Source organism: Paraburkholderia sp. UCT31 (assembly GCF_014397655.1).
In the GTDB taxonomy this organism is placed as follows: domain Bacteria; phylum Pseudomonadota; class Gammaproteobacteria; order Burkholderiales; family Burkholderiaceae; genus Paraburkholderia; species Paraburkholderia tuberum.
The window spans coordinates 222,417-244,932 of sequence record NZ_VZQP01000005.1; the positions used below are offsets into that span (position 1 = coordinate 222,417).

Sequence of the window (22,516 nt, forward strand, 5' to 3'; positions counted from 1 at the left end):
GATTTTTATTCTACGCCGCGCCGGATGCATTGCGGCATCCGCGCGCGGGTGTCGTCTTTCACTCCACCGGTTCGGTGTAGCGCGACGTGATCGGATAACGCCAGTCGCGGCCGAACGCGCGATGCGTGACGCGAATGCCGATCGGCGCCTGACGGCGCTTGTACTCGTTGATCTTGATCAGGCGCGTGACGCGCTTCACGTCGTCGACCCGATAACCCGCCGCGATGATCTCCGCGAGCGAACGGTCCTCCTCCATATACATGCGCATGATCGCGTCGAGTACTTCGTATTCGGGCAGGCTGTCCTGGTCGGTCTGGTTCTCGCGCAGCTCAGCGGACGGCGCGCGCGTCAGAATCCGCTCGGGAATCACGTCGCGCGTCGCAAACGTGGTGGCCGCGTTCCGATAGCGGCACAGCCGGTACACGAGCGTCTTCGCGATGTCCTTGATCACCGCGAAGCCGCCGGCCATGTCGCCGTACAGCGTGCAATAGCCGACCGCCATCTCGCTCTTGTTGCCGGTGGTCAGCACGATCGAGCCGAACTTGTTCGACAGCGCCATCAGCAGCGTGCCGCGAATGCGCGCCTGAATGTTCTCTTCGGTCGCATCTTCGGCGCGGCCCGCGAACTCCTCGGCGAGCGAGCCGCGGAACGCATCGAACATCGGTGCGATCGCGATCTCGTCGTAGCGCACGCCGACGCGGCGCGCCATCTCGGCGGCGTCGCTGGTCGAGATATCGGCCGTGTAGCGCGACGGCATCATCACCGCGCGTACCTTGTCGGCGCCGAGCGCATCGCATGCAACGGCCAGCACGAGCGCCGAATCGACGCCGCCCGACAGACCGATCAAAGCACCAGGAAAACCGTTCTTGCCGATGTAGTCGCGCACGCCCATCACGAGCGCCGCGTAGACCTGCGCTTCGATCGACTGCTCCGGCGCGATCGCGGCCGGCAGCGGCGTGCCAGCGTCGAACTCCACGACAGCCGTGGCTTCCTCGAACTGCGCGAGCTTCGCGACGAGTTCGCCCCGCGCGTCGAGCACGAACGAACCGCCATCGAACACGAGTTCGTCCTGGCCGCCGACCATGTTCACGTAGACCATCGGAATACCGGTTTCGCGAATGCGCGCGCGCAGGATGTCGAAGCGCACCGCTTCCTTGTTCAGGTGGTACGGCGAGCCGTTCGGAATCAGCAGCACCTGCGCGCCCGCGGCCTTTGCCATCTGCGCGGCCGACGCATGCCACGCGTCCTCGCAGATCACGACACCGTACTTGACGCCGTCGAGTTCGAACACGAACGGCTGCGGGTCGGAGGCGAAGTAGCGTTTCTCGTCGAACACTTCGGTGTTCGGCAGATCCTGCTTGCGATAGGTGCCCTTCACTTCGCCGTCGACGATCAGCGACGCCGCATTGAACGTATCGACTGGCGGCACGCCGCGCTCGATCGGCGCGTTTGCATTACCATGGCCGTTCGCCGGGCGGTGCGCGAGGTTGTCCGACCCGTCGCGCAGCGGATGGCCGACGATCACATGCAGACCGGTGAACGGCTTCAACTGTGCGGCGAGATCGGCCAACGCGGCCGCGCTCGCGGTGTAGAACGCGGGGCGCAGCAGAAGGTCTTCGGGCGGATAACCCGACAGCGCGAGTTCAGGCGCGACCAGCAGCTTCGCACCATCGCTGTGCGCGGCGCGCGCGGCGACGACGATCTTCGCGACGTTGCCGGCGAAGTCGCCGACGGTGACATTGATTTGAGCAAGAGCGATTCGGGTCTTCATGGCAGGATCGACAGGCAAGCCTTCACGGCTCGCGGTACCGCGGCTCGATGGCTCGACGGGATTGAACAAACCGGATAAACGAACTCAACGAACGACGTGGCAGCTTCAGTTTCAGAGCGCCGCGCCGGTCATTGCATACAGTCACTCAGATTGAACCAGCAACGTATCGATTATCGCACGGGCATTCTGGCCTCGCCCTCCGAGGTGGACGCCGCCGAGTGGAACGCCCTCCTCGCCGCGCAGCCGCAGCCCACGCCGTTTTTGCGGCACGAGTTTCTGAGCGCGCTCAACGCGACGCAATGCGCGGTTCCCGACACCGGTTGGGCGCCGCAATTCGTCACGCTGACCGACGCGCGCACGGGCATGCTCGCGGCGGCGGCGCCCGTCTATCTGAAGGGACACTCGTACGGCGAGTACGGTTTGTTATATCGCGCCAGATGCTCGACTGACTGACCGACCAGCGGTAAACCCTTATTTGATAAGCCTTTTCAGCTTCCTATGCTACTTCTAGCGGGTAAGGCACCGCAGGCACCTGTCTGTCGCGTGTGAAGCCTCATCTCACGCCCGCCACACCCCAAACCGGTGGAGGGAAGCGTCGTGGAAGCCGTCGAACAAACCACACATGTATGGTCCAAACGCACCCTCAAGCTGTCGTGCATCCGGACTCGTGGCGACGTCGAGACTCCAGTAGTCAAAACTTTAGATTTGTTGAGCACCGGTTATCGACGAGGCGGACTCCTTGAAGAGATGCTCGCGAGTTCGGAGTGCCTGATTTCAGAAGTCCGGGCTAAACGGCTTATCCGATTGCTGAATAGATCTGCGCACAACCCGGACGTCAAACATATATTCAACACGGCTATCGCCAAGTTATTCCCACGTGACCTTTCAAAGCTGATTTCTCATCTCGACGATGTCTTAGACGGCTATGGCGGGGTAAGTCAATCAAACGAGATTAGAAATTTCAAGCACTTCCTTGTGCAGTGTCGGACGCCACTCGCGGACGGAGAGCTTATAAAAAACATTAAGCTAACGAGCAGACACAAAGAAGTTCGCAGAACCAAAGCTCCTGAGCATAATGTCTACGTCAACGACATTTTCGACGAAAATTTTCTTGCAAAAGAATTGAGTTCGATTGATTTCGAAGACCTTGCTGAGCGCGAAGAGAAAGCAAAGGCGATTCTTCAGAAATCGGTTACCGAAACACGAGCTGTATGTGAACAGATAATCACGCAGCACGACAAACTGGTAAAACACCTCGAACGGCTTAGCAATACGGAATTGCCCGAATCGATTTCCAAGCGCATCAGAAATGCCGTAGCGCGAGGAAGTTTGCCGAGTAACAGATGGGCACGGATTTCTCCGGAAGATTTACTACATCTCCACACATACGTCATTGATAAGGCGGAATCCCATAAAGGGAATCTAATCCCATTAGTTTTCCCTGAAAAGCTCACCCAGTTTTGGTCGTTGCCGAACTGCCTTCAACGCGAGACCTTTTCGATGCTGCTCTCTCGGCATTACTTACCGAGAACAGTGGTAACCGCTTGCGTCATCCTTCTCTTAGATAATATCGGCTGGAATTGGGCTACATTGATGACCGTTAGTCTTGAGAACATTGTCGAAGATGACTCAGGTTATACGATTCAAGGCGTGAAACATAAAACCGGTCAGATTCAAAAGGCGGAACTAACAGATTTACCCGAAGCCGATGACATAGATTTGGCGGAAGCAGACGATGAGGGAGAGGACGAACTGGAGGAGGGATTCTCGACGCTGCCATCAAAGAAAGTAACCGACCCCCTCTGTATGCATGCCCTTGAGCTCTTAATGCAGCACAGACGAAACATCGACAAATACTTTAAAACCAGGTCTAAATCTATTTTCGTATCAATGCGATTTGTCATGCGCAAGACTCCAACCATTCTTTTTGATGTTGGCAAGCTACCCGCATATTTGAAAATATTTTGCCGGCTGACGAGGCTTGAAGAATTCTCGTTTTCAGACTTGAGACATCGGGCCGCGCACACTCGATATTTGGCGTCTGGCAGAGACATTATCCAGACGCAACTCTTCTTAGGGCATGCCGCGGCAGACGTCACTACTGTGTACTTGAACAGCACAATCATTCGCCTACTCGGCGAGGCGAACCTGCTGAAGTACGTGACGTTGCTCTCCGATTGCGTTTTCTATGCAACGGGCCGCAAAGACAAGCTCGACGCCAAACAACTGGCAAGAGTGAAGAAAAATAATCTCCTCCTCTTTCCACCGAGCACGCTCGAGGACAAGGGAGTCGACTGCATCGCAGACCGCTGGGTAGATTCCTTCGGCAAGATGCCTTTCCGAATCGGCAAGCCAGAGGTGGCACATATCGCATTGCAATACCGACTCTACACCCGGAACTTGCCCGCCCTAGTGCAGGCAGGACATGAGAGGTTTGTCGCGAGACACCTACCTCGCATTGTCTTCTGCTGCGCCCTTTACCAGGTCGTTGCCGTAGGCCCCCTCTCTCAAGAACTTAAGCGCTTCGAGGCAGGATATGCGAAATCAAGCTAGACAAATCGCGGCAACTTCACCGACAACGTTACCGTACGAAGAAAAAGGGATCTTCGCGGAAAAGTGTGATGAAAAATCGCCATTTTTCAGATTCGAGGCAGCATGCAAGTGAGGATCTTCAGGCGCAGATATTCCTCATCTCGCAATCCGTACGCGCGTCGCTGGATAACCCGAACCTTGTTGTTGAGTCCCTCAACGAATCCGAGCGGCACCTTGTTTTCTGGCTTGCAATAGGAAGCAATCCCGTCCCAATGACGCTCGACCATCGCCGCAAACCTCTCGTAGGGCTTCAAACGCTGCCACTTCAGGCTGGATTTCCAGTTCTCGAAGAAGCGACGCGCCCAGCCTTCGCGCTCGTAGTCCCACAACTGCCCGAACGACTCCTTGAGCAGGTACGCGGTATTCAGACGTCGGTTCGCTGCGAGAAGCGTCTTCAACGAGTTCCTGCCTTCCATCGACAGGTTCTCGCGATGACTGAGCAGAACGTACTTCTGGCCTTTGATGTAGCGCCGCTGCTCGCCTTGCAGGCGAGCGTATTCGCTCTTGCGCACTTCATCCAGGGCTTCGTTGAGCTGCTTTATGACGTGGAATTTGTCGTACAGGATGGCCGCATGCGGCACGCGTTCCTGCGCGACGTTGTAAAACGGTCGCCACATGTCCATCACGACAAGCCGGATGCCGCGGGCTTTTTTCTCGCCCAGCCAGTCATAGAACTGATGCATGCTGGCCTCCTTTCGATCTTCGCCACCAAACCAGATTGCACGGCCCCGTATCAGGTCGCTCACAACAATGCGGTACGTCTGTCCCTTGCCAATCGAAATCTCGTCGATGCCGATGACCTTCGGCCCGGGCGTGCCGAACCGCTCCAGTTGCGCCCGCATGTACTGCATCTCGAGGTCCTTGACCGTGTGCCAATGCAATTGCAGTTCGTCAGCCACGTCCTTGATCGTGCTCTCGCGACAGCGACGACCGACGTACCACGCGAAGCGCTTCGTGTAGTGAGAGTTGTCCGCCAGAAAGCTCAGTCGTTCGCCTTTCACGCTGCCATCGCATCGACAGCGGACCCGACGAGCTTCGAGTTCCAGGTAAATCCGTACATCGCCGTTCGGCAGATCTCGAATGCGACGCAGCCTGCGATCGTGGATCGGGCACTGTCGACCACATCCCTTGCAGGCCGTTTTTTTGAGCGCCGAACCAGCGTGACGACGCGTGCCATGCGATCACCGAAGAGACCGCGCAGCGCTTCGCAAGGACGGAACCCGTCGAACCGGTATGCGTCGGAAAGACGCTTGAGTTTGCGTGAAGTAGCCATCGCGAAATCATGCCCGATTTCGCGAGGCCATCAAGACGCGCAAACCCTTGCCCAGATTGGCTCTCCGACATTTTCATCATGAAAAACCATCACACTTTTCCGCGAAGACCCGAAAAAAGCTGGCGATTCCTCAGCGACTTCGATGACACATTCATACGGATTGACGTGTCTGAGAGCATCAAGTTTCGAGGCTCCAAGGTCCGCGAATTTGATACGCGCGCATTCCTAGTGAACGCAACCGGCGGCGTAGGCATTCACACGGGTATCCACAGGCTAACGGATTTTCCTCATTTGTTTCCACCCATGCTGAATGCGGCCAACTCCGCACTAAAAGACAATGAAGGCGGAGCCTCTCAAGCGTTCACCGACACCATAAGGCTCACAACTCTCACCTACTGCTGGATGCTTCGGCGCGGCTTCACCCGGCTGGCTGAGCTCGGGCGTGAGGACGTTCACCAGTTGTCTGCGGAAGTCTCCGAACAAGGGTGGTGGGACTTGATACAGTATCAGACGGCGCTCCTTCAGGAAGCGACAAACATCCTGCAAGATCCAGAACGTCTTTTCGTCATCGCTACACCACGTGATGACGGAACGTGGTCGTTCTCGCCCGAGGCCCTATCTTTTATGATAGGACTACCAATTAACGGTAACGATATTCCACGTTGGTTTCGCACGGCCACGGTCACAAAGCAAATACCCGCTTTTGAATCCTTCGACAAGCCTACCCGCACCGGCCCTACCAGAAAAGAGCATCAGAGGACGCTGGCTACTATCAACAGACTAGCGTCGTTAGAGGACCGGTTCGACAGCATTCGATTTCATCCATTTCCTAAAATGGGGGGGGAATTAGCCGCTGGTGACAAGCGCCGCGCCCGCACATTGAAGAAGCTTCTTACGGTTTCCTCCGACGACCACACAGTGGCTACCAGAGACAACGTTCAGAGCGCTTCTGGGCAGGACATCGCTACCCCCTCGCATCAGGGCGACGCTCCAACTGCATCGTTGGATGCTTTGGCACAGGAAATCGATACATGGGCGAAGGAAAGTGCGCAACAGGCAGGGCAGGCACCCGGTCCCCATGCGACTCCCAACATGCCCCTCCACGTTGCCGTTGCAGGCTTCAAGGAAGCGTTGCGCTGGCAATATGATTACAAGGATGCAATCCTGGAGGTGCTCAGACTCCTAAGAGATTCGCTGGAGTCGAAAATTAGTCTGAAGCGCGCGTTCCCCCGACCTTTTACTTTAGAGGTCGTCAAAAAAGCCAACAGCATTCTCGCTTCCGCTGGCGTTCCTTTTCGGGTTAGCAAGGCGAGCAGATACGGCGACAACTCTGCTTCTACACTTGTCAATACCACATTGTTCGCTCTTTACTTTAACATCGCGACGAATCTTGGTCGCAGGCCTGGAGAAATCCTCGGGGGAGGGAAAAGTAAAAAGCCTTATGGCCTTTATCACGGATGCTGCGTTAAAGTGTCAGAAAAAATTCCATTTCACCGTATAGAGACGTACATTCAGAAATCTATCGGGGCATACGCTACCTCTTGGTGCAATCAGCTAGTTGCTGACGCAGTAAGTTTTCTCGAAGAGATTTTTCAGATTGCTCGGCCACTGTTCACATCTGCAGTATCTGTCAAAACAGACGTGGAAATCGCTCGAACAGAAAAGCTCTTTGAGTTTCCACCATTCACGGAGATAGGATTCAAGTCCGAGCGACCGATTTTCAATGCTCGCGAAGCGTCTAACGTTTTTTTTCGGCTGGCCGGCATTGACCCCACGATTTTCCTGGGTAGGCAGATGCCTTTCAGGCGCACATTCATGACCCTCTATGTGCACAGGTTCGACTCCGCGGAACTGCTGGCGTTGCAGCAATACATGAAGGACTTCTCCATAGAAAGTCTGCTCGCCTACTATCGGGACAAAGCTAATGGCCTTCCAGAAGACAGTATCAAGGCACACTATGCCGAGTATGAGACTGAGGCACTCAACATCGCAAGCATGCTGAGAGAGGAACGGAAGCTTTATCTAATAGAAATCCTCACCGACCTGCTCGCCGGGCAACGCCGCTTCGGAGGAGGGTTCGCCCGGGTGGTAAACGCGCTACTGAAGAGGTTGTCTCTGCCGGAAAACTTCAAGCTCGCTCCCCTCCCCCAGAAGGCTGAGTTGATTGCAGACGAGCTCGAGCAGCGCGGCTATCGATTGGTCGAAGGGAACACCATTTGCATGGCTGGAGACGCCGGCAAAACCAAGGAGCAATCGAACTGCTTTGACGGCGAGCGTCTGAGAATCGAACTGGCTTGCCCAAGCATGTGCAGTGGGTGCGTCCACTCCATCTCGACTGAAGTCGGACTCTCTATTTTCGAAGAGGAAATGGAAGCCGCCCTCAAAACTGCCAACGACAAGCGTCTACCGACCGCACTTCGCAAGCAGGCGCAAGCGCTTATCGAAACGCTCAAGGAAGTGATTGAGTCGGAGAAGACTATGGCCGAAGGCTCTCGTGTCCTGTTCCAACGTTTCGACGACAGTTGGACGACGATTAGAGACGAACTCCCGAAATGACTAAGCTCAAGGACACAAAATCACCGCTTGCGTTGCAGGCCCGAGAAGCTATCGAAGCAAAGCTCATCATCTTGAGATTGTGGATTGAGACCGGCATTCCATGGGTTAGAAACGATGAAGGGCGTTGTGTCTGCGATGAAAACGACGAATTGCAACTAGACTACTTTCCCAAAGACATGCGGGGTCTTTCGCAATGGATGCACGAATCTCAATGCCGCTACACACTTCAAAAGCACCCCGCCATCCTTAACTTTCGCTCGTTTAGTCGTGGCACGTTAGACGCCCCACACAACAACACGTTGAAAGAAGAGATACGCTCGTTGTTTTCTGCAATTGAACAAACCGCTTCGAGTCAGCTTGATAAGACCAGGTCTAAGCAAGCAATTACCGACGCGCAATCAGACGGAGAGCAGAAGCAGATTTTGATCCAGGTGTTGGAACGCGAAATTCTGAAATACCGCGAACAGGCACGGATTGCGAACGAGGAGCTCCAAGAAACGCGGGCACTACAAGCTCGACAAAAAAAATACTATGAGGACGAACTCCAAAAATTGAACAACCGACTCGGGGAGGTTCGAACTCGGCGACCCAGTGTGGTCTCGCTCGGAAAACGCATCAGTTCGGAAACCCCGCCTGTCGAAGATGGAGAGAAAGAATGAGCGCCAACGCATCATCCATCGAGAAGAAACTTGAAAACGCGGCACGCTTGAGGACATGGAAGTCTCAGACCAAAATTAGCCAAGTTCCTGTCAACCAGTTCGGAAAAGCTGCACGGAAGACTATCTGTGAGATGCTCAAAATACCGACGTCCACGGTCGGAACGAATGACGAACTCTTCAATTTGTTCAAGACCCTTGACGATGAGCTCGACGAGTGGCGCAAACAGCCGAACAGGAAGCGCGTCTCGAAGACGTCTCTGACGGCGGAACTGCAAGACGAATGCCAAGCCCTCAGAAGTGCTTTGGCGGAGCAAGGTGCAGCCATCAATCTCCTGCTGTACCTCGAAAACCACGGCGTCTCACTCCGTGCAGAGCCCATATCGAGACCTTAAACAGCGATGACCAAAGCCCCAAGCCTGCGTCGTTTAAGGGGAACTGTCACACGGGTCCTGTCATACGGCCTCGGAGGCGGTGCGATTTTCGTACTGACAGTCCTCCCGGCAAAGCGTATCCGCGTCGTTGCAAAGTTCAACGTTATGCTTCGGGCGCCGGTGGTCGGTGAGACCTGGGAAATTTCCGGCACGTTGGAGAACCATCCGGCCTACGGAGCCCAGCTGAAGGCCAAAACTGGAGTCTGTCGGGAGCCAAGCGGCGTAGAACTGGTAATGCTACTGGGAAAGCACCCCTCATTTGCCAAAATCGGAATGCGTGGCGCCAAGAAGCTTTGGAGGAAATTTGACGCGAAGCTTAGCGAGATTTTTGACCATGAAGACGTCCAAAGCCTGCACTCCGCTGGCATCAGCGCATCCGCAGCAATCGCTGGTATTGCCGCGTGGCACCGCTATCTCGATGACATCAGAATAACTCGTGCACTTGAGCGAGTCGCCCTTTCAGGACATGAACGCTCAACGCTGCCCGACGTCATCGCGGTGTTTCGTGGATTGAGATTGGCAACTCCGTATGATTTCCACCCGGCGATTCATTGGTCAACCATCGACAACTCCGTCCAGAGTTCAAACCCGCCCCACGAGCCGGGTCGACTGGTCTCTGCATCGGACTCTGTCTTTACCCAAGGCAGCCACGCGATATTGCGCGCGGTACCCTTCAAGGACTACGAACACCGGCTGGCAAACAAGCTCCGACACTCTGCACTCGCCCAGACCGCAACGGACTCGGCTATCGCGTCGGGAAGAATTTCGTGTCTAACATACCGACGCCAGCGCTTTGTCGCTTCGGATGCGCTTACAAAGGTCACCCACGCTTTTTTGTCGCGCATGTTCGCCGCCAGGGGTTCGGCGCAGGTGTGCAATGACGCGCTCACTACCGTGGACACCCCCCGCCGGACGGCCTCTTCAGTTTGTTTGATTGACTGTGGAGGGCGCACCGCTGCCGCTGCACGAACCAGGCTGCATGAAGTGTTTGCAGACGCACTTCACATCGCTTTCTCGCATACAGCGCCCCTCCCCGCCCTTCAGTTGAGCTTGCAAGAGATGCTTGCAGGGCCAGCACAAGTCCACAAGACCAGCCACACGGTGGTGGTTCACGACGCTCATGCCCTAGACATCCTATCCCTCAACAAGCTTATCCATAGGCTCCCAGTCGACACTTGTCTGATACTTGCCGGAGCGGCCGATATGGTTAGCCGACCCAGTCGGCCGGCGCCGTTTCACGCGCTATGGTATTCAGGACAATTCCAACGAATGACCCTGGGCCCATCCGGGTCACGTGGCGGAGGCGAACCACTGCGTCCCTCAAGCCCTAGAGAGGGGTTGGAAATACGGAAGGTTCAGCTCACTGGGACGAAGGACACACTGAACGAAGCGCTGGCTCTCTATCGCGAGAATGCGTGTGACGGAGCCACAGTCCTTATTGCGACCAACGCGGCTATTTGTCATTCGCTGAATGTCACGCTGGCGTCGGAAAGCGCTGACGAACTGAAGTTCGATAAGCTTCCGATGAATTCGACGACCCTTGGCCGCGGCGGAAGGGCATATGCAAAGTGCCCTGTCACGTGGAAGCAAGCAGACATTGCAAAATGCCGCTGGCCAGGCGAGAGCATGAGCTTGCATGACGTGGAGCAAACGCCCTACGTTCGTGTGACCAACTCAATTCCTGAATTCGTAGTGGCTCAAGTCACGCGAGCGAACGGAGACGTCGTTCCTCTAACAGCTTCAGATGCGTTTGAGCTCACTCTGGCGTACGCACTCGAGCTCCCGGCAGCTGCGCTCGGAACTTGGCAAACCGTTATAGTCGTGTGCATCGAGGGCACTGATTGCAATGCAGAGGTGATTCGTGCTGCATCCGGCCTGGCGTCGCATACGGTGGTGCTCGTTGGTGATGTCGATGCAAGTTTGAAGCGCAAAGGAAGAGACGCGTGGTACTACGTCGACCCGCTTCTACAACACCTTCTGCAGAAGGCTCCGGAGACGTCAACATGAAAGCTTCGATTCACAAAGCTCAGCGGGTTTACGTCTTCTGGGTTGAGGATGGAAACAGCCGTCGATTCCCGGTCTTTCGAGGCAGCACCTACTCCCTCCTCGAGTTACCCACCGACTATTGCGGGATGGTTATCCGCAAGGGAGAATCGGAGCACGTTTCGGAAGCTGCTATGCGAACGCGTAGGAACAATGCTGTCGGTGCAGCACGCGAGCTACATATATACCTATCAGAAAAGCAGCTTCCAATTGCTGAGATGAACGACAAGCATCTTCTTGAATTTCGAGATTGGTGCTGGGAGCGGACGATGAAGCGCCCTCAGTATCGCGGAAACCAGTCGGTCGCAAAAGAAACCACGAACATTCGATTGAAGGAGGTCTATGAGCTCCTTGCGTGGGCACAAGGGCAAGGCCGTATCCCGTCGGGGACAATAGGACCAGTCGGCTGTGGCATCACATCGACGTTGCCGGTAGTGGGACTTTCCGGTCTGGATTCCGACGAAAAGGAGCTGAAGAAGTACCCGAGAATTTACACGCGAACGGGCCGAGCGAGTCGTCTTGGAAGAGTCCAGTATCGAGCGACCGATGACGACATTGCCGCGCTGGAAGACTATCTTGAAGGTGCCGGAGACGCTGCCGACCACCGCCTAATCATGCTTATCGTTCGTATCATCTCGGACACGGCGTGGCGAGTCGGCAGTGTGGCAAGTCTTCAAATTCATCAGTTCGCGAGGAAGGAACTGGCTAAGGCCGAAGCGAGGCATGCCACCGCATACGATGTAGCGCCACCTGACCAGAAATACGGCTATAGCAAATCCTTCTCATTGTCGTGGGCAATTGCCTATGACATCGCAAACTACATCGAAATCGACCGAGAGGAAATAATTAAGAAAGCCGGGGTCAATCGGAAACTTCTTGAAGGACGAATTTTCTTAAATCCAACATCGGGGCTTCCGCTTAACGACCACTCACTATCGGACCGAATCGCAAAGCGGTTTAAGAAGGTCGGCACTGGGAAGGGCGCAGGAGCGCATGGCGTGCGAAGGAAGACGGGCACACGTATCGCCCGGGAGGAAATAGAATTCAGGAAGAAGCGAGGACTCTCGATGCAACGAGAAGACGTTGTCGATGCTATAGCGCAACGTCTCGGCCAGAACTCCAAGACGGCGTACCAGTTCTATGTCGAGGCAAATGCGATGACGTCCGGGTACACGGTCGAGTCTGAGCAGCGGGACCAGCTTGAGGCCTGTCGCAATGAAATTGCAGCGCTCCGGGCTAAGTTGTCTGAGCTTGAGCGCCCAAAACCGTCGACAAAGCGCTGAGGAACTCCTCGGCAGGGCTATTTCAAAAGTGGAGTGGCTAATGCGGCTTACGAGGCATGTGGGTTGAAGGCCGAGAAGTCGAGCTTGCCTGCGATGAGGAACAGCACGGTTCGCATGGTTTTGAAGCTGGCGTATCCGCGCGCCTTGCGCTTGGCAGCTTGAAACAGGCCATTGATGGCTTCAATGAAACCGTTGGTCTGGCGTGTCTGCGCCCAGGCGACGATGCCGTCGAAATGACGAAGGATCATGCGTGCGACCTCCTTCATGGGTTCAACCTTGGAACGCATGACGTTGCTACACCACCGGCGCAACATCTTGGAGACCACATGGATCTGCTTGCGATCGAGAATCTCGCGCAGCTGCTCGCGGTACATCCAGGCACGGGCCATGCGGTTGGTGGTGTACTGGCTGATCAGCCCCTCGAGATCGGTCAGTTGCGCGAGATTCAGCCTGTCGGCATCCTTGAGCAACGACCAGCGCATGCCCTTCAGTGCGGGATCGGTCTTCTGCTGCTCGCGGCGCGCACCATCGAGCGCTTTGGACGCGTGCGCGACTACATGAAACTTGTCGAACGTCACGCGCGCATCGGGCAGATGCTTGTCCACGCCCTTAATGAAGGCGGGCGACATGTCGATGCTCACCGATTTGATCTGCGCAGGCGTTGCGTTGTGTTCCTCCAGGTGACTGGCAAAGCGCTCGACAACGCCTGCATCCTTGCCTGGCGTGACGAAGACCACGCACCTGGCGTCCATGTCGGCGACCAGCGAGACATAGTCATGGCCCCGTCGGCACGAGGTTTCGTCAATGGCCACCGCGGTGACGTCGGACAAGTCAGTCGCGGCCACGGCCAGATCCACGTACCGATCACAGATGGGCTTCACGCGATACCACGACAGATTCACCAGACGAGCCACCGCCGCAAATGTCATCTCCCGGCACAGCGTCAGCACGAGCGCTTCAAACAGCAGCGTAAAGCCATCCAGCTTGCCCATCCAGTCAGGCTCGACGAGCCGCACCGAGCCGTCCGGCAGGCGCACACGCGGCACGCGCACCTCCAGATAACAGTCGAACTGGAAAAAGTTGAGGTGCCGCAGCCGTTTGATGACCGTGTCGTGCACCGGGTGTTCGCCCGGCACCCCGGGGTAGGCAAACCGGCTGCCTGCGACAAAGTCCACGGCAATCGTCAGTTCCGCGCCGAAATCGACGCCTTGCACATACCACGGCGCCTTGATTCCCAAGGCGGCTTCAAACAGCTGGGTTTGGTTCGTCATAGTTCGCTTGGTCTTGCAGGGCTGATTGCCGCATTCTGCCGCAACCAGCCGTGCACCAGCTTATTTACCCCACGCGCGTCAAGTGTTCGCTACGCCGGGCTTGCGCCCGCACTTGACCCGGCAGTCCACCCACTCGAGATTCGAAAGAGGCCTCGGCAGCATCCCTTGCTATGCAGCCGCGGCTCCAGTTCGGCACTGAGAGACGTGCCTTCACGTTTTCATTTTGAACGGCGTATGGGCCTCGAGCTCATCGATGTGCTCGTCCATCGCCGCCGTCTCCTGGTCGAGAAACTCACTGATAGCGTGCGCAAACCGATGGTCAGCAATCCAGTGAGCAGACCACGTTGGCGTGGGCATCAGGCCGCGTGACATCTTGTGTACTCCTTGGGCGCCACCTTCGAAGCTCTTCAGCCCGTTGGCGATGCCGTACTCGATGCCCTGCATGTAGCAGGTCTCAAAATGAAGGCCTGATACGAACTCTTTGGTGCCCCAGTAGCGGCCATACATCGTGTCGCCTTGAACAACATTCAGAGCCACCGCCACCCTCTTCCCGTCTGCCTCAGCAATGACAAGCATCAGTGCATCAGGCATAGTACGATGAACCAGTCCGAAGAACTTGCGATTCAGGTACGGCGGGTTCCAGTGCTCGCGATACGTGTTTTCGTAGCACTCGTAGAAGAAGTCGAGGTCGTCCTGACCAATCTCCTGTCCCCGTAGCCAACGAAAGGTAACACCAGCGTCGTGGACCCTTCGGCGGTCCTGCTTCACCTTCTTGCGTTTGTCGTGTGACATCTTCGACAGAAATTCGTCGAGGGTCTGGTACCCAAAATTTTCCCAGTGAAACTGGACGCCTTCCCGCAGCATGAAGCCGGCGTCGGTCAGGGCCTCAAGGTCATCTTCGTGTGAGAACAGTACGTGAATTGACGACACATCGAGCTGTTTCGCAAACTCGATTGCGCCCCGCGCGAGCAACACTCTGTCGGCATGCGTCGGCGCCAGCAGTCGTGGGCCCGTCACGGGCGTGAACGGCACCGCGGATAGGAGCTTGGGGTAATACTGGATGCCATGTCGCGCGAATGCATCTGCCCAGACATGATCGAAGACGTACTCTCCTCGACTATGTGATTTCAGGTACAGCGGCATCGCGCCGGCCAGCTCGCCACCGCGTCGCATCAGCAGATAGGTCGGCTGCCAACCAGTCGACTTGGATGCACATTTTGTATCGTGCATTGCCGACAGATATTCATGCGCCACGAAGGGATTGCCCGCTGTGAGCACGTTCCACTCGCCAGCAGGCACATCTGTAAGCGAATCGACAACCAGTATCTCAACCTTGCTGCTCACCTTGCCCCCAACGGTTTTCCCGGCGCGGCACCACACCGCAAAGCAGCATTGTCGCGCATACGAGAAAAGTCGTCAGGCGGCTTCACTAGGCGGTCTGACCGTCCATTGCGCAGGGTTAGCCTTCCAGCAGCTCGCGCAACGCGCTCAACGCCGGCGCGTGAGCCTCAAGTGTGTACAACTTCGGAACCGCCGTCAGGCGGCTGTCCACACCATTGCGGTGTGGGCAGCGAAGTTGTGCACACGGGGTGTGGTGTGTGTTGTCCTATGACAGTGTGTCGCCTTTGCGGACGGCGTAGAGTCGACGGACCGTTGCTCAACGGGAACGGACAGAAGAGGAGCCTCTTTGACGCCTTGCGCTGCTGCAACGATGAGGGTATCGAGTCCAAGGTTCGCGGCTGCGCGTTCAAATTGACTATGAGACGTCCGAAGTTGCTTTCTCTGATCCGCTATTGCAGTGCATCAAAGCGTAGCGCTTTCATGCCGTCGCTACCGTCCGAATCTAGCGTTTTCGGCTAGGACGCCGCTGGTTCAGCCGCTCGCAAAGCTGAGTTAGCCAGTTGCCAACCCAAACTTGGTCGTCGTGATTTAGACGTTCGAGCGACTCGACGACCTGAGCCGTCAGATCGCTCTGCCGTGTCGAGCTGTTCTGCAAAAGCTGACTAACAGACACTGAAAAGACGTCCGCGAGTGCGAACAAGCGAATCACGCTTGGAAGAACTGCGCCCCGTTCGAATCGGCTGATGGTCTCGACCGTAACGTCTAACCGCTCGGCGACCTGTTCTTGGGTGAAATTCCGCTCCAGCCGGATTCGCGCGAGCGTTTGGCCTATATGAGTTGCCAGTTCCCGTTCTTCTGTTAATGACACTGGTGTGCATGCAGAGTTGTTAATCAAAGCGCATGCTCTCCCGACTTTGCAAGATGCGTAAGGACATGCTATGTTGTTAACTCAACAGACTGTGTCCGGTTCATAGTCGCGTGCCAGATGCGGCCCGGTTCTTTGTTCATTGATAGTTGTTGGGAACAATCGTCCCTGAAAAGCGTTTGTTCACGCCGAAAGGCTGAACCGCCGGTGTACATATGACCGAAGATTCTACGTTTGCTGCGGTGACAAAGAAGGCGATCGACGTCCTCGGGTCGTTGGAAACAGCCGAACACTGGCTCGGTACGCCAACAATTGCGTTGGACAGCCGCCAACCGCTTGACCTGCTCGACGACGCGAAAGGCGCTGAAGTCGTGATGACGCTGCTCATCCGCATCGACTATTGCGTGTACACATGAGCGCACCCAAAGATCCGGTGCCCATGGTTCATTGACGCGGTAATCGAATGAGTAGATCGAAAGCGCAGTGCCCCCCTACAACGCGTCGTGCACGCGAGCGGGGAGCGCAAAGGCAAGGCTAAGGGCTTCGGCTAGCCGGCGGACGGGTTATCCGCAATGCCGTGACGAGCGCCTGATGCCGCCTGTGAGCCGGAACCACGCAGCCCTAAGCTGTTCCGGGTGGGCGATTTACTTTAGTGTCCGTCGATAGCTGCCACATGAAAGGGGTCGAGTGGAGCGTGACATTGTAGGCGTGTATGAGGACAAACGGGTGGAGTGTGAGGAGTCGCTTGAGTTGCTTCGTCTCGCGCGTGTTTTGGCTCGCGCTGCCGAGGTCTTTGAAGATCTCGATGTGGCGCTCGACTGCCTGCGCGCGCCGTAATGCGGTAATGATCGCTTGACGACAGGAGTGTGCTGAAAGCCATGATCATAATCGACCACGTCTACGTTATGGCTAACGAGTCCATGCCGGGCATCTACAAGATCGGATGCAGTAACAACCCTGCCAGACGGGCTTTTGAACTTAGCAGCCCCGCGGGTGTGCCAACACCGTTCTATCTTGTTGGCACGTTCTATCACCCCTCGGCCCAGGCTTACGAGCGTCATGTGCATAAGGAACTTTATGTGCATCGCGTCTCAAAGCAGCGAGAGTTCTTCTGTGGACTAGGTCTTGATCAAATGCTGGCAAAAATTGTGAAGGTCGGGAATCTTCACTACAAGAACTACGAGTTCTGTCTCGACCGCATCGATGCTATATGGACAGACCCGATAGGTGGTCCGCGCATCCGTCAACATTTGAAGCAACTCGGGATCAGCAATCCTGAGGCATACAACGACGCCCATTTCGATGCCCTTGTACAAGTCCTCAATCACATCATTAGGAGACGACCTGTTCAAAAAATACATAGAGCAGGAAAGGTGTGAACAGCTAGCCGAAACATCGAACTTAGGTCGGGGCAGGTAGCAGACTGCGTCGAAAGTCTGTGCTGCAGGTTCGAAAAGGAATGCTTATGCCACGCTCTGCACGAGATGAGAACGACGTTACTTCGCTCAAGGACGCGCGAATCGAATATGCCATCCGTCAAGCGGTCGTCGCTGCCATTCTTTTCGACCCGAAAGGCTTTGAAGCGATTCTTGAACTTTCCGACGTGGAGGTTGGCCGACTCTTAAAAAACGAGCTATGCATAGTGGCCGGCGTCGCCACGGTGTACGACCTCGACCTTCCGTCGATTCGTGAAGAAGAAGAGAATCTCCGCAAGCGCTTCAAACGAGCCTCGAAACCTCGAACGTCGGAACAGGAGGCTTCAACCGAGAGCGTGACAGCGAACTCCGAGCGCTACTCGCTTGTCCGACAGGGAAAGGTGCTCCGAAGAGATGACTTTTGCAAGGCCGCCGCTATTACAGAGAAGAAACTTAGCAAGAACGTCGCTTCCGGGCGAATCTTCAGCGTTGACTTCGGACAGGAACCGTACTACCCGGCGTTCTTTCTTCCGTCCGTGATTCACCGCAATGACTTCGGGAAGGTCATCCGTCGCTTGGGTGAGACATCCGGATGGAACAAGTGGGACTTTTTTACGACACCGATTGAGCCCGAAGGCGGTTCCACGCCGCTTCAACTTCTCGCGATCAAAGAGGTTAAGAGAGTACTGATGGCCGTCGCAGACTTCACGGAGCGCTGACTGAATCAACTTTCGTTTGCGTGTCACGTTAGCCAGCGTCTCCTGACGCGGGATGCAGAACGCCCGTGCAATTCAAGGTAATGAAGTTTAGAACGGTCGGCCCCGGGACGTTTCTACTGGAAGGAGTTTTCGATGAAGGTTCGTGAGCTGCTAGAGCGCCTATCGGAAGCAGACCCCGAAAGCGTCGTCTTATTTCTCGAGGCTTGGTCATGGATCGACGAAGCGGATGAAATTGCGACGGTCACCGTTCCGACGGAGGCTTGGACGTTCGAGGAAAGCAGCGAATCGGGGCATGAGTATTCGGTCTTCTACCCGGGCAATGACCGCGATATTGAAGAGCGCTCGAGGCAGTACATCCGTCAGCGACAGGTGCGTGTTGTCATCTTGTCGAACGGTACAACCAACCTGGAGCGCGGCAGCCAGCCGTTGGATAAAGATATTGACGTCAATCAACGGCCATAGGAAGCGACATGACGATGCCATACGAGCGAGCGCGCGCCGTGAGGCAGGCTCGCGAACTGTTGATGGAAATAACGACAGGACGACTTGAGCTGGAAGCCTTGAAGGTGCGAGCCATCGCAATCCTGAGGCACTACCCGGGAGACATGGATATGTCCATTGCTGCAGCGAGAGCACCAACAATCTTTTCAGAAGGGTTTGTCGCATCTTTAAGTTTTAGCGACAGTGATGGACTTTCGGAGTTTGACGCGCTTGTCGATGCCTCTCCAGTCGCATTGCCGGAGCCATCGCGGGCCGAGATGGAGAAGCAGGCGGTGGACGCTGTTCTCAACAACACTAAGTGGCTCACCACGGAGATGGTCGGGAAGAGGCAAAACCCTGACGCATCCAACATGCACAATGCGGCGCACCGGTGGAAAAAGGCTGGGAAGATCTTCTCTATCGAGCGAGCCGGGCAGACACTGTACCCCCTGTACGCTTTTGATGAGCTTGGCAACCCGATTCCTGAAGTTGCCGAGATCTTGAAAATCTTCAAGGGCTACCGGCCATTCCGAATCGCGTCCTGGTTCGAGTCGACGAATACCATGCTTCATGGCAAGCGTCCTCGGGAGGTTCTGGGATCAGACCCGGCAGCAGTGGTGGAAGCAGCCAAAGACCATGTGGTGGGAGCGGCGCACGGGTAGTTCGGTGTTGCAAGGCACTGACCGCGTGATGACGTTGCTCATCCGCATTGGAATCGGGATGGATACATGATGAGAATCGAATATGACGACGGGGAAGACATTCTCCACATCACGTTTTTGAACGCGACCATCGTTCGAGACGTCTCTCAGACTTGGAACGTCAATTTGGGATTTTCAGAGACGGGCCTCGCGGAAATCACTATCCTCGAGGCGAAGGCCAATAATTACTGGCCCATCGAAAACGTGGAGCGCCGCATGATTCAGGAAGGTCTGGACGACGTGACTGCCGGACGTCTGGTACCAATGTCGAAGGTCCGTGAATGGGCTGATAGCATCGGCACGGACAACGAAAAAGCGATCCCGGAGTGCTCTTCTGAAGCCTCCGCCGCACCCCCCCGGGGAGAACCCATGAGCACAAAGGCAACTCTCGCGTATCACCCAGCTGAAGGCGATGAACCGAGCTGGCACCTGTACGAAGAACTCGGCGAGTCGCGGGTGGTGTACCTGGAACTCGAGAATATTGACGTTGAGTTGTTCACACGTGATCCGCGCTCGCGTGGAGGGGGCGGCGTGAACCTGGTGTTGCGCCTGCCAATCGAAACGGCGACTCAGCTCGGGCTGCCGTCGATCGTGCCGCCCGACCGGTGGAAAAGCGCCTGCAACCCGGACAAACTCGGAAATCTCCGTCGCGGCCTCACCGCCCTCCGTCGGCTGCGCGGTTCCGTCAGCCGATACGATGATCCAACGGAGCCAGCCCCGGGGTCGGAGGAGCCATGATCGGGCGCACGTTGGCCCACACATAGACCATGCGTTGGCTGATGCTCACGCCTCCCGGCACGACTGGCGAAAATCCGCGAGATCTGCGAAAGCTGTGGCAAGCCCGGGAAAGTATAGAAAAGACAATTTTGACCATGTTTATCGTGATGAATGAGTATCGGACTTATTGGAGACCAGGCTTCGCGGGGTGACTTGCCGGTCTGTGTCGACGAAGCGGAATAACCGTAACGCGCCTGATCAGCGCCTATCAGTAGTCGGAGGAGAAGCACATGCTCGAATACCGTGAGAAGGCTATCCTGGAGGTGGCTGCCTGCATCTGCGACCGGTGCGGGCGCCGGATGAGCCCGGAGGACGGCGACGGCGAATGGCACGAACGGGCGTCACTCGCCTGGAGCGGCGGGTTTTATTCGGTGTTTGGTGACTGTGCCGACTTGTGCATTGACCTGTGTCAGCACTGCGTGAAGGCCACTCTCGGCGAGTGGATCCGGGTCACCCACCGCGACCTGGGCGACGGGTCGTCCGATCTGCGTAGCGTAGTGTTGGCCGGAACCACGTCATCGCCCACGCCCGCCGTCGATGCTGGTTACTTCGACTCCCTTCGGGCGTTCGTCAAGACCGCCATCGAGTTCGTCGAAAAGAATGGATTGCCCCTCGAAGCGAGCCAGAAGGTGAAAGCTGGGTCAATCATGGAACTGGCAGGCTCCGTAAAGTCGTCGGTCACGGGTGTGTCTGTGGACGAGATGAAAGCCTGGCGCGACAAGCCGAGACAGGCGTGGCGGCTCCTGGGCCTCGCAACGCAGGTTTGGGATGACGCGGCCGACCCCGACGCCTGGATGCACCACCCGCATCCCGAACTCGGTGGCAAGACGCCGTACGAGGCCGCAGCGACTGATGCTGCCGGCGCCGCGTTGGTGGAAACTCTCTTGGGGCGAATCCTCCATGGGATCCCGACATGAGTTGCCATCGCAATCGGGGCCGCTTCGTAGCTGGTCCGCGCGCTATGTTCTCGAGATCGGACCGCAGGAAGCTCGACACCGCGATGAATGTGATCGACGAAACTCTCGGCTCGGTCGGCGTGCGTCAATGCATCAACAACGGAGAAAACAGTTGAGACCAGAATTGGACGCCAAGCTGCGCGCCGACTACCCGCTGATCTTTACCGCCGAGCCAATTGCCGATCCGGACGATCCAGACCTTCCTGCTATGCCTTCGCCATTTGCATCCTGGGGCTTCGAGTGCGGGGATGGCTGGTATGACCTCATCGATGCCCTCTGCGCGACGCTACAGAATGCGACCGCAAACGGTGCTCGCTCCGCAAGTTGTTGCCACGCAGGTCAAGGAAAAATTCGGCACACTACGCTTCTACGCCAGTGGCCACAACTCAGCACAGGACGGCATGATCGAACTCGCCGAAATGCTAAGCGCGCGCCTTTGCGAGCTGTGTGGCAATCGAGGCCGTCTTTATCGAGACGAGTGGATCATCAGGACGCGTTGCCCGAACACCAGTGGTTTTCCTTTCTGACCAGACGTGCTCGGTAGACGACCGCGGAGACCGCGCCGAGAACTGGAGAATTCCATGAGCACAAAGGCAACTCTTGCACATCACCGCGGGAAAGGTGACCAACCGACTGGCACCTCTATCAAGAGGTCTTCGAATCGGGCGTGGTCTACCTCGAGATCGAGGGTGTCGGCGTGGAACTGCGCACGCGCGAAGTGCGCCCGGGTGATCAGGGCGACGCTGACTTGGTTTTGCCCTGCCGATTGCCACCGCGATACAACTTGGGCTTCCCTCCATCGTGCCAGCGGAACGGTGGGAGAGTGCCGGCGGGAGGGACAAGGGCGGCGCCCTCCGCTCGCTGCGTGGCTCTGGGACACGACATGACGATCCCACGGAGCCTACCGACGAATAGGAGCTGTTTTCCTTTGGATACAACCTTGCGCGGAATGCGCCGACCTTCATGGCAAATCGGCGGAAGAACCGCCTCATCAAAATCTTGTGCTCAACGGCGTCGGGAGTGTCGAAGATTCCCGGCGAGAAGAGCACTACACATGCACAGAGTGCCGGGCCGTGTTTGCTCGCATCCTTGCTGGTCCACCGAAAAACCAACTTTGGTTGTTGCTGAACGCAGGGCAGCATTGAAACTACGCTGAGTGCCTCTTCGCGCTGCCCTCGGATCCCGCGTTTTCCCTTGTGGCTTTCTATCGATGTGCTCCCCACGCACGTGGGGATGACGATCGACACCGGGCCGGTCGCACGTGGAACGCACGCGCCGTAGACAGAAGCACCGCAAGAGTCCATTTATGGACCCGCTGCGCGCTTTGTCCTGCTTTTTGGCGCAGTAGCCTCGCCCCTAGCGCGGGCGCGCACGTTGCTCACC

18 protein-coding genes and 2 pseudogenes are annotated in these 22,516 nt (G+C 56.5%); 15 read left to right on the plus strand and 5 right to left on the minus strand.

Annotated features, from left to right (window positions below; genetic code table 11):
- Positions 1 to 58: 58 nt before the first annotated feature.
- The gene (locus F6X40_RS05745; protein WP_187627087.1) at positions 59 to 1,771 is read right to left on the minus strand and encodes an NAD+ synthase; all 1,713 of its coding nucleotides are present in this window, start codon (positions 1,769 to 1,771) and stop codon (positions 59 to 61) included.
- Between the two features lie 150 nt (positions 1,772 to 1,921).
- Here F6X40_RS05745 and F6X40_RS05750 point away from each other — a divergent pair.
- Positions 1,922 to 2,188, plus strand: a pseudogene (locus F6X40_RS05750) (peptidogalycan biosysnthesis protein); the annotation flags it as partial.
- A gap of 180 nt (positions 2,189 to 2,368) precedes the next feature.
- Positions 2,369 to 4,324 carry a hypothetical protein gene (locus F6X40_RS05755; RefSeq protein ID WP_187627089.1) on the plus strand — a complete coding sequence of 652 codons (1,956 nt, stop codon included), beginning with the start codon at positions 2,369 to 2,371 and terminating at the stop codon, positions 4,322 to 4,324.
- Positions 4,325 to 4,410: 86 nt separating this feature from the next.
- On the opposite strand, the pseudogene F6X40_RS05760 reads toward F6X40_RS05755, so the two are convergent.
- Positions 4,411 to 5,496 (minus strand): annotated as a pseudogene (locus F6X40_RS05760) (ISL3 family transposase); the annotation flags it as partial.
- 218 nt (positions 5,497 to 5,714) lie between these two features.
- Between F6X40_RS05760 and F6X40_RS05765 the strand changes: the two are divergent.
- The 5 genes from F6X40_RS05765 to F6X40_RS05785 are packed head-to-tail and all read left to right on the plus strand — an operon-like array spanning position 5,715 to position 12,608.
- A complete protein-coding gene (locus tag F6X40_RS05765) occupies positions 5,715 to 8,192 on the plus strand; it encodes a hypothetical protein (protein WP_187627090.1) in 2,478 nt (825 codons plus the stop codon).
- On the plus strand, positions 8,189 to 8,851 hold the full coding sequence (locus F6X40_RS05770) for a hypothetical protein (protein WP_187627091.1): 663 nt from the start codon (positions 8,189 to 8,191) through the stop codon (positions 8,849 to 8,851). Before F6X40_RS05765 ends, F6X40_RS05770 begins: the two co-directional genes overlap by 4 nt.
- Positions 8,848 to 9,243 (plus strand): hypothetical protein, encoded by a 396-nt coding sequence (locus F6X40_RS05775; protein ID WP_187627092.1) that lies wholly within the window; start codon positions 8,848 to 8,850, stop codon positions 9,241 to 9,243. The genes F6X40_RS05770 and F6X40_RS05775 overlap by 4 nt, the downstream gene beginning before the upstream one ends.
- 6 nt (positions 9,244 to 9,249) lie before the next feature.
- Positions 9,250 to 11,289, plus strand: a complete 2,040-nt coding sequence (locus F6X40_RS05780) for a hypothetical protein (protein WP_187627093.1) — start codon at positions 9,250 to 9,252, stop codon at positions 11,287 to 11,289.
- Positions 11,286 to 12,608: a hypothetical protein gene (locus F6X40_RS05785; RefSeq protein WP_187627094.1), complete on the plus strand. Its 1,323-nt coding sequence runs from the start codon at positions 11,286 to 11,288 to the stop codon at positions 12,606 to 12,608. The genes F6X40_RS05780 and F6X40_RS05785 overlap by 4 nt, the downstream gene beginning before the upstream one ends.
- A 47-nt stretch (positions 12,609 to 12,655) precedes the next feature.
- Here F6X40_RS05785 and F6X40_RS05790 read toward each other — a convergent pair whose 3' ends face one another.
- From F6X40_RS05790 to F6X40_RS43445, 3 genes are all read right to left on the minus strand, one after another.
- Positions 12,656 to 13,879: an ISL3 family transposase gene (locus F6X40_RS05790; RefSeq protein ID WP_187627095.1), complete on the minus strand. Its 1,224-nt coding sequence runs from the start codon at positions 13,877 to 13,879 to the stop codon at positions 12,656 to 12,658.
- A 210-nt stretch (positions 13,880 to 14,089) separates the two neighbouring features.
- The gene (locus tag F6X40_RS05795; protein WP_187627096.1) at positions 14,090 to 15,223 is read right to left on the minus strand and encodes a GNAT family N-acetyltransferase; all 1,134 of its coding nucleotides are present in this window, start codon (positions 15,221 to 15,223) and stop codon (positions 14,090 to 14,092) included.
- A gap of 499 nt (positions 15,224 to 15,722) precedes the next feature.
- Positions 15,723 to 16,088, minus strand: a complete 366-nt coding sequence (locus tag F6X40_RS43445) for a helix-turn-helix domain-containing protein (protein ID WP_410452385.1) — start codon at positions 16,086 to 16,088, stop codon at positions 15,723 to 15,725.
- 212 nt (positions 16,089 to 16,300) lie between these two features.
- Between F6X40_RS43445 and F6X40_RS05805 the strand changes: the two genes are divergently transcribed.
- The 8 genes from F6X40_RS05805 to F6X40_RS05845 all read left to right on the plus strand — a co-directional run bounded on the left by F6X40_RS05805 (position 16,301) and on the right by F6X40_RS05845 (position 21,660).
- The gene (locus F6X40_RS05805; RefSeq protein WP_187627098.1) at positions 16,301 to 16,501 is read left to right on the plus strand and encodes an antitoxin Xre/MbcA/ParS toxin-binding domain-containing protein; all 201 of its coding nucleotides are present in this window, start codon (positions 16,301 to 16,303) and stop codon (positions 16,499 to 16,501) included.
- Between the two features lie 462 nt (positions 16,502 to 16,963).
- Entirely contained in the window at positions 16,964 to 17,464 is a 501-nt protein-coding gene (locus tag F6X40_RS05815) for a GIY-YIG nuclease family protein (RefSeq protein WP_187627099.1), read from the plus strand.
- Between the two features lie 86 nt (positions 17,465 to 17,550).
- Complete coding sequence (locus F6X40_RS05820) at positions 17,551 to 18,219, plus strand: hypothetical protein (protein WP_187627100.1); 669 nt, start codon at positions 17,551 to 17,553, stop codon at positions 18,217 to 18,219.
- 132 nt (positions 18,220 to 18,351) lie between these two features.
- A complete protein-coding gene (locus tag F6X40_RS05825; protein ID WP_187627101.1) occupies positions 18,352 to 18,681 on the plus strand; it encodes a hypothetical protein in 330 nt (109 codons plus the stop codon).
- An 8-nt stretch (positions 18,682 to 18,689) separates the two neighbouring features.
- Positions 18,690 to 19,361 carry a BPSL0761 family protein gene (locus tag F6X40_RS05830; protein WP_187627102.1) on the plus strand — a complete coding sequence of 224 codons (672 nt, stop codon included), beginning with the start codon at positions 18,690 to 18,692 and terminating at the stop codon, positions 19,359 to 19,361.
- A 66-nt stretch (positions 19,362 to 19,427) separates the two neighbouring features.
- On the plus strand, positions 19,428 to 20,138 hold the full coding sequence (locus F6X40_RS41815; RefSeq protein WP_222945999.1) for a DUF2283 domain-containing protein: 711 nt from the start codon (positions 19,428 to 19,430) through the stop codon (positions 20,136 to 20,138).
- A gap of 269 nt (positions 20,139 to 20,407) precedes the next feature.
- Positions 20,408 to 21,094 carry an MbcA/ParS/Xre antitoxin family protein gene (locus tag F6X40_RS05840; protein ID WP_187627103.1) on the plus strand — a complete coding sequence of 229 codons (687 nt, stop codon included), beginning with the start codon at positions 20,408 to 20,410 and terminating at the stop codon, positions 21,092 to 21,094.
- 296 nt (positions 21,095 to 21,390) lie between these two features.
- Entirely contained in the window at positions 21,391 to 21,660 is a 270-nt protein-coding gene (locus F6X40_RS05845; RefSeq protein ID WP_187627104.1) for a hypothetical protein, read from the plus strand.
- Positions 21,661 to 22,516 lie beyond the last annotated feature (856 nt).

What these genes read in the sequence shown, in the direction of transcription:
- F6X40_RS05745 (WP_187627087.1), bottom strand. Translation starts at nt 1,771, where the DNA reads ATGAAGACCCGAATCGCTCTTGCTCAAATCAATGTCACCGTCGGCGAC.
- F6X40_RS05765 (WP_187627090.1), top strand. Translation starts at nt 5,715, where the DNA reads ATGAAAAACCATCACACTTTTCCGCGAAGACCCGAAAAAAGCTGGCGA.
- F6X40_RS05770 (WP_187627091.1), top strand. Translation starts at nt 8,189, where the DNA reads ATGACTAAGCTCAAGGACACAAAATCACCGCTTGCGTTGCAGGCCCGA.
- F6X40_RS05775 (WP_187627092.1), top strand. Translation starts at nt 8,848, where the DNA reads ATGAGCGCCAACGCATCATCCATCGAGAAGAAACTTGAAAACGCGGCA.
- F6X40_RS05780 (WP_187627093.1), top strand. Translation starts at nt 9,250, where the DNA reads ATGACCAAAGCCCCAAGCCTGCGTCGTTTAAGGGGAACTGTCACACGG.
- F6X40_RS05785 (WP_187627094.1), top strand. Translation starts at nt 11,286, where the DNA reads ATGAAAGCTTCGATTCACAAAGCTCAGCGGGTTTACGTCTTCTGGGTT.
- F6X40_RS05790 (WP_187627095.1), bottom strand. Translation starts at nt 13,879, where the DNA reads ATGACGAACCAAACCCAGCTGTTTGAAGCCGCCTTGGGAATCAAGGCG.
- F6X40_RS05805 (WP_187627098.1), top strand. Translation starts at nt 16,301, where the DNA reads ATGACCGAAGATTCTACGTTTGCTGCGGTGACAAAGAAGGCGATCGAC.
- F6X40_RS05815 (WP_187627099.1), top strand. Translation starts at nt 16,964, where the DNA reads ATGATCATAATCGACCACGTCTACGTTATGGCTAACGAGTCCATGCCG.
- F6X40_RS05820 (WP_187627100.1), top strand. Translation starts at nt 17,551, where the DNA reads ATGCCACGCTCTGCACGAGATGAGAACGACGTTACTTCGCTCAAGGAC.
- F6X40_RS05825 (WP_187627101.1), top strand. Translation starts at nt 18,352, where the DNA reads ATGAAGGTTCGTGAGCTGCTAGAGCGCCTATCGGAAGCAGACCCCGAA.
- F6X40_RS05830 (WP_187627102.1), top strand. Translation starts at nt 18,690, where the DNA reads ATGACGATGCCATACGAGCGAGCGCGCGCCGTGAGGCAGGCTCGCGAA.
- F6X40_RS41815 (WP_222945999.1), top strand. Translation starts at nt 19,428, where the DNA reads ATGATGAGAATCGAATATGACGACGGGGAAGACATTCTCCACATCACG.
- F6X40_RS05840 (WP_187627103.1), top strand. Translation starts at nt 20,408, where the DNA reads ATGCTCGAATACCGTGAGAAGGCTATCCTGGAGGTGGCTGCCTGCATC.
- F6X40_RS05845 (WP_187627104.1), top strand. Translation starts at nt 21,391, where the DNA reads ATGACCTCATCGATGCCCTCTGCGCGACGCTACAGAATGCGACCGCAA.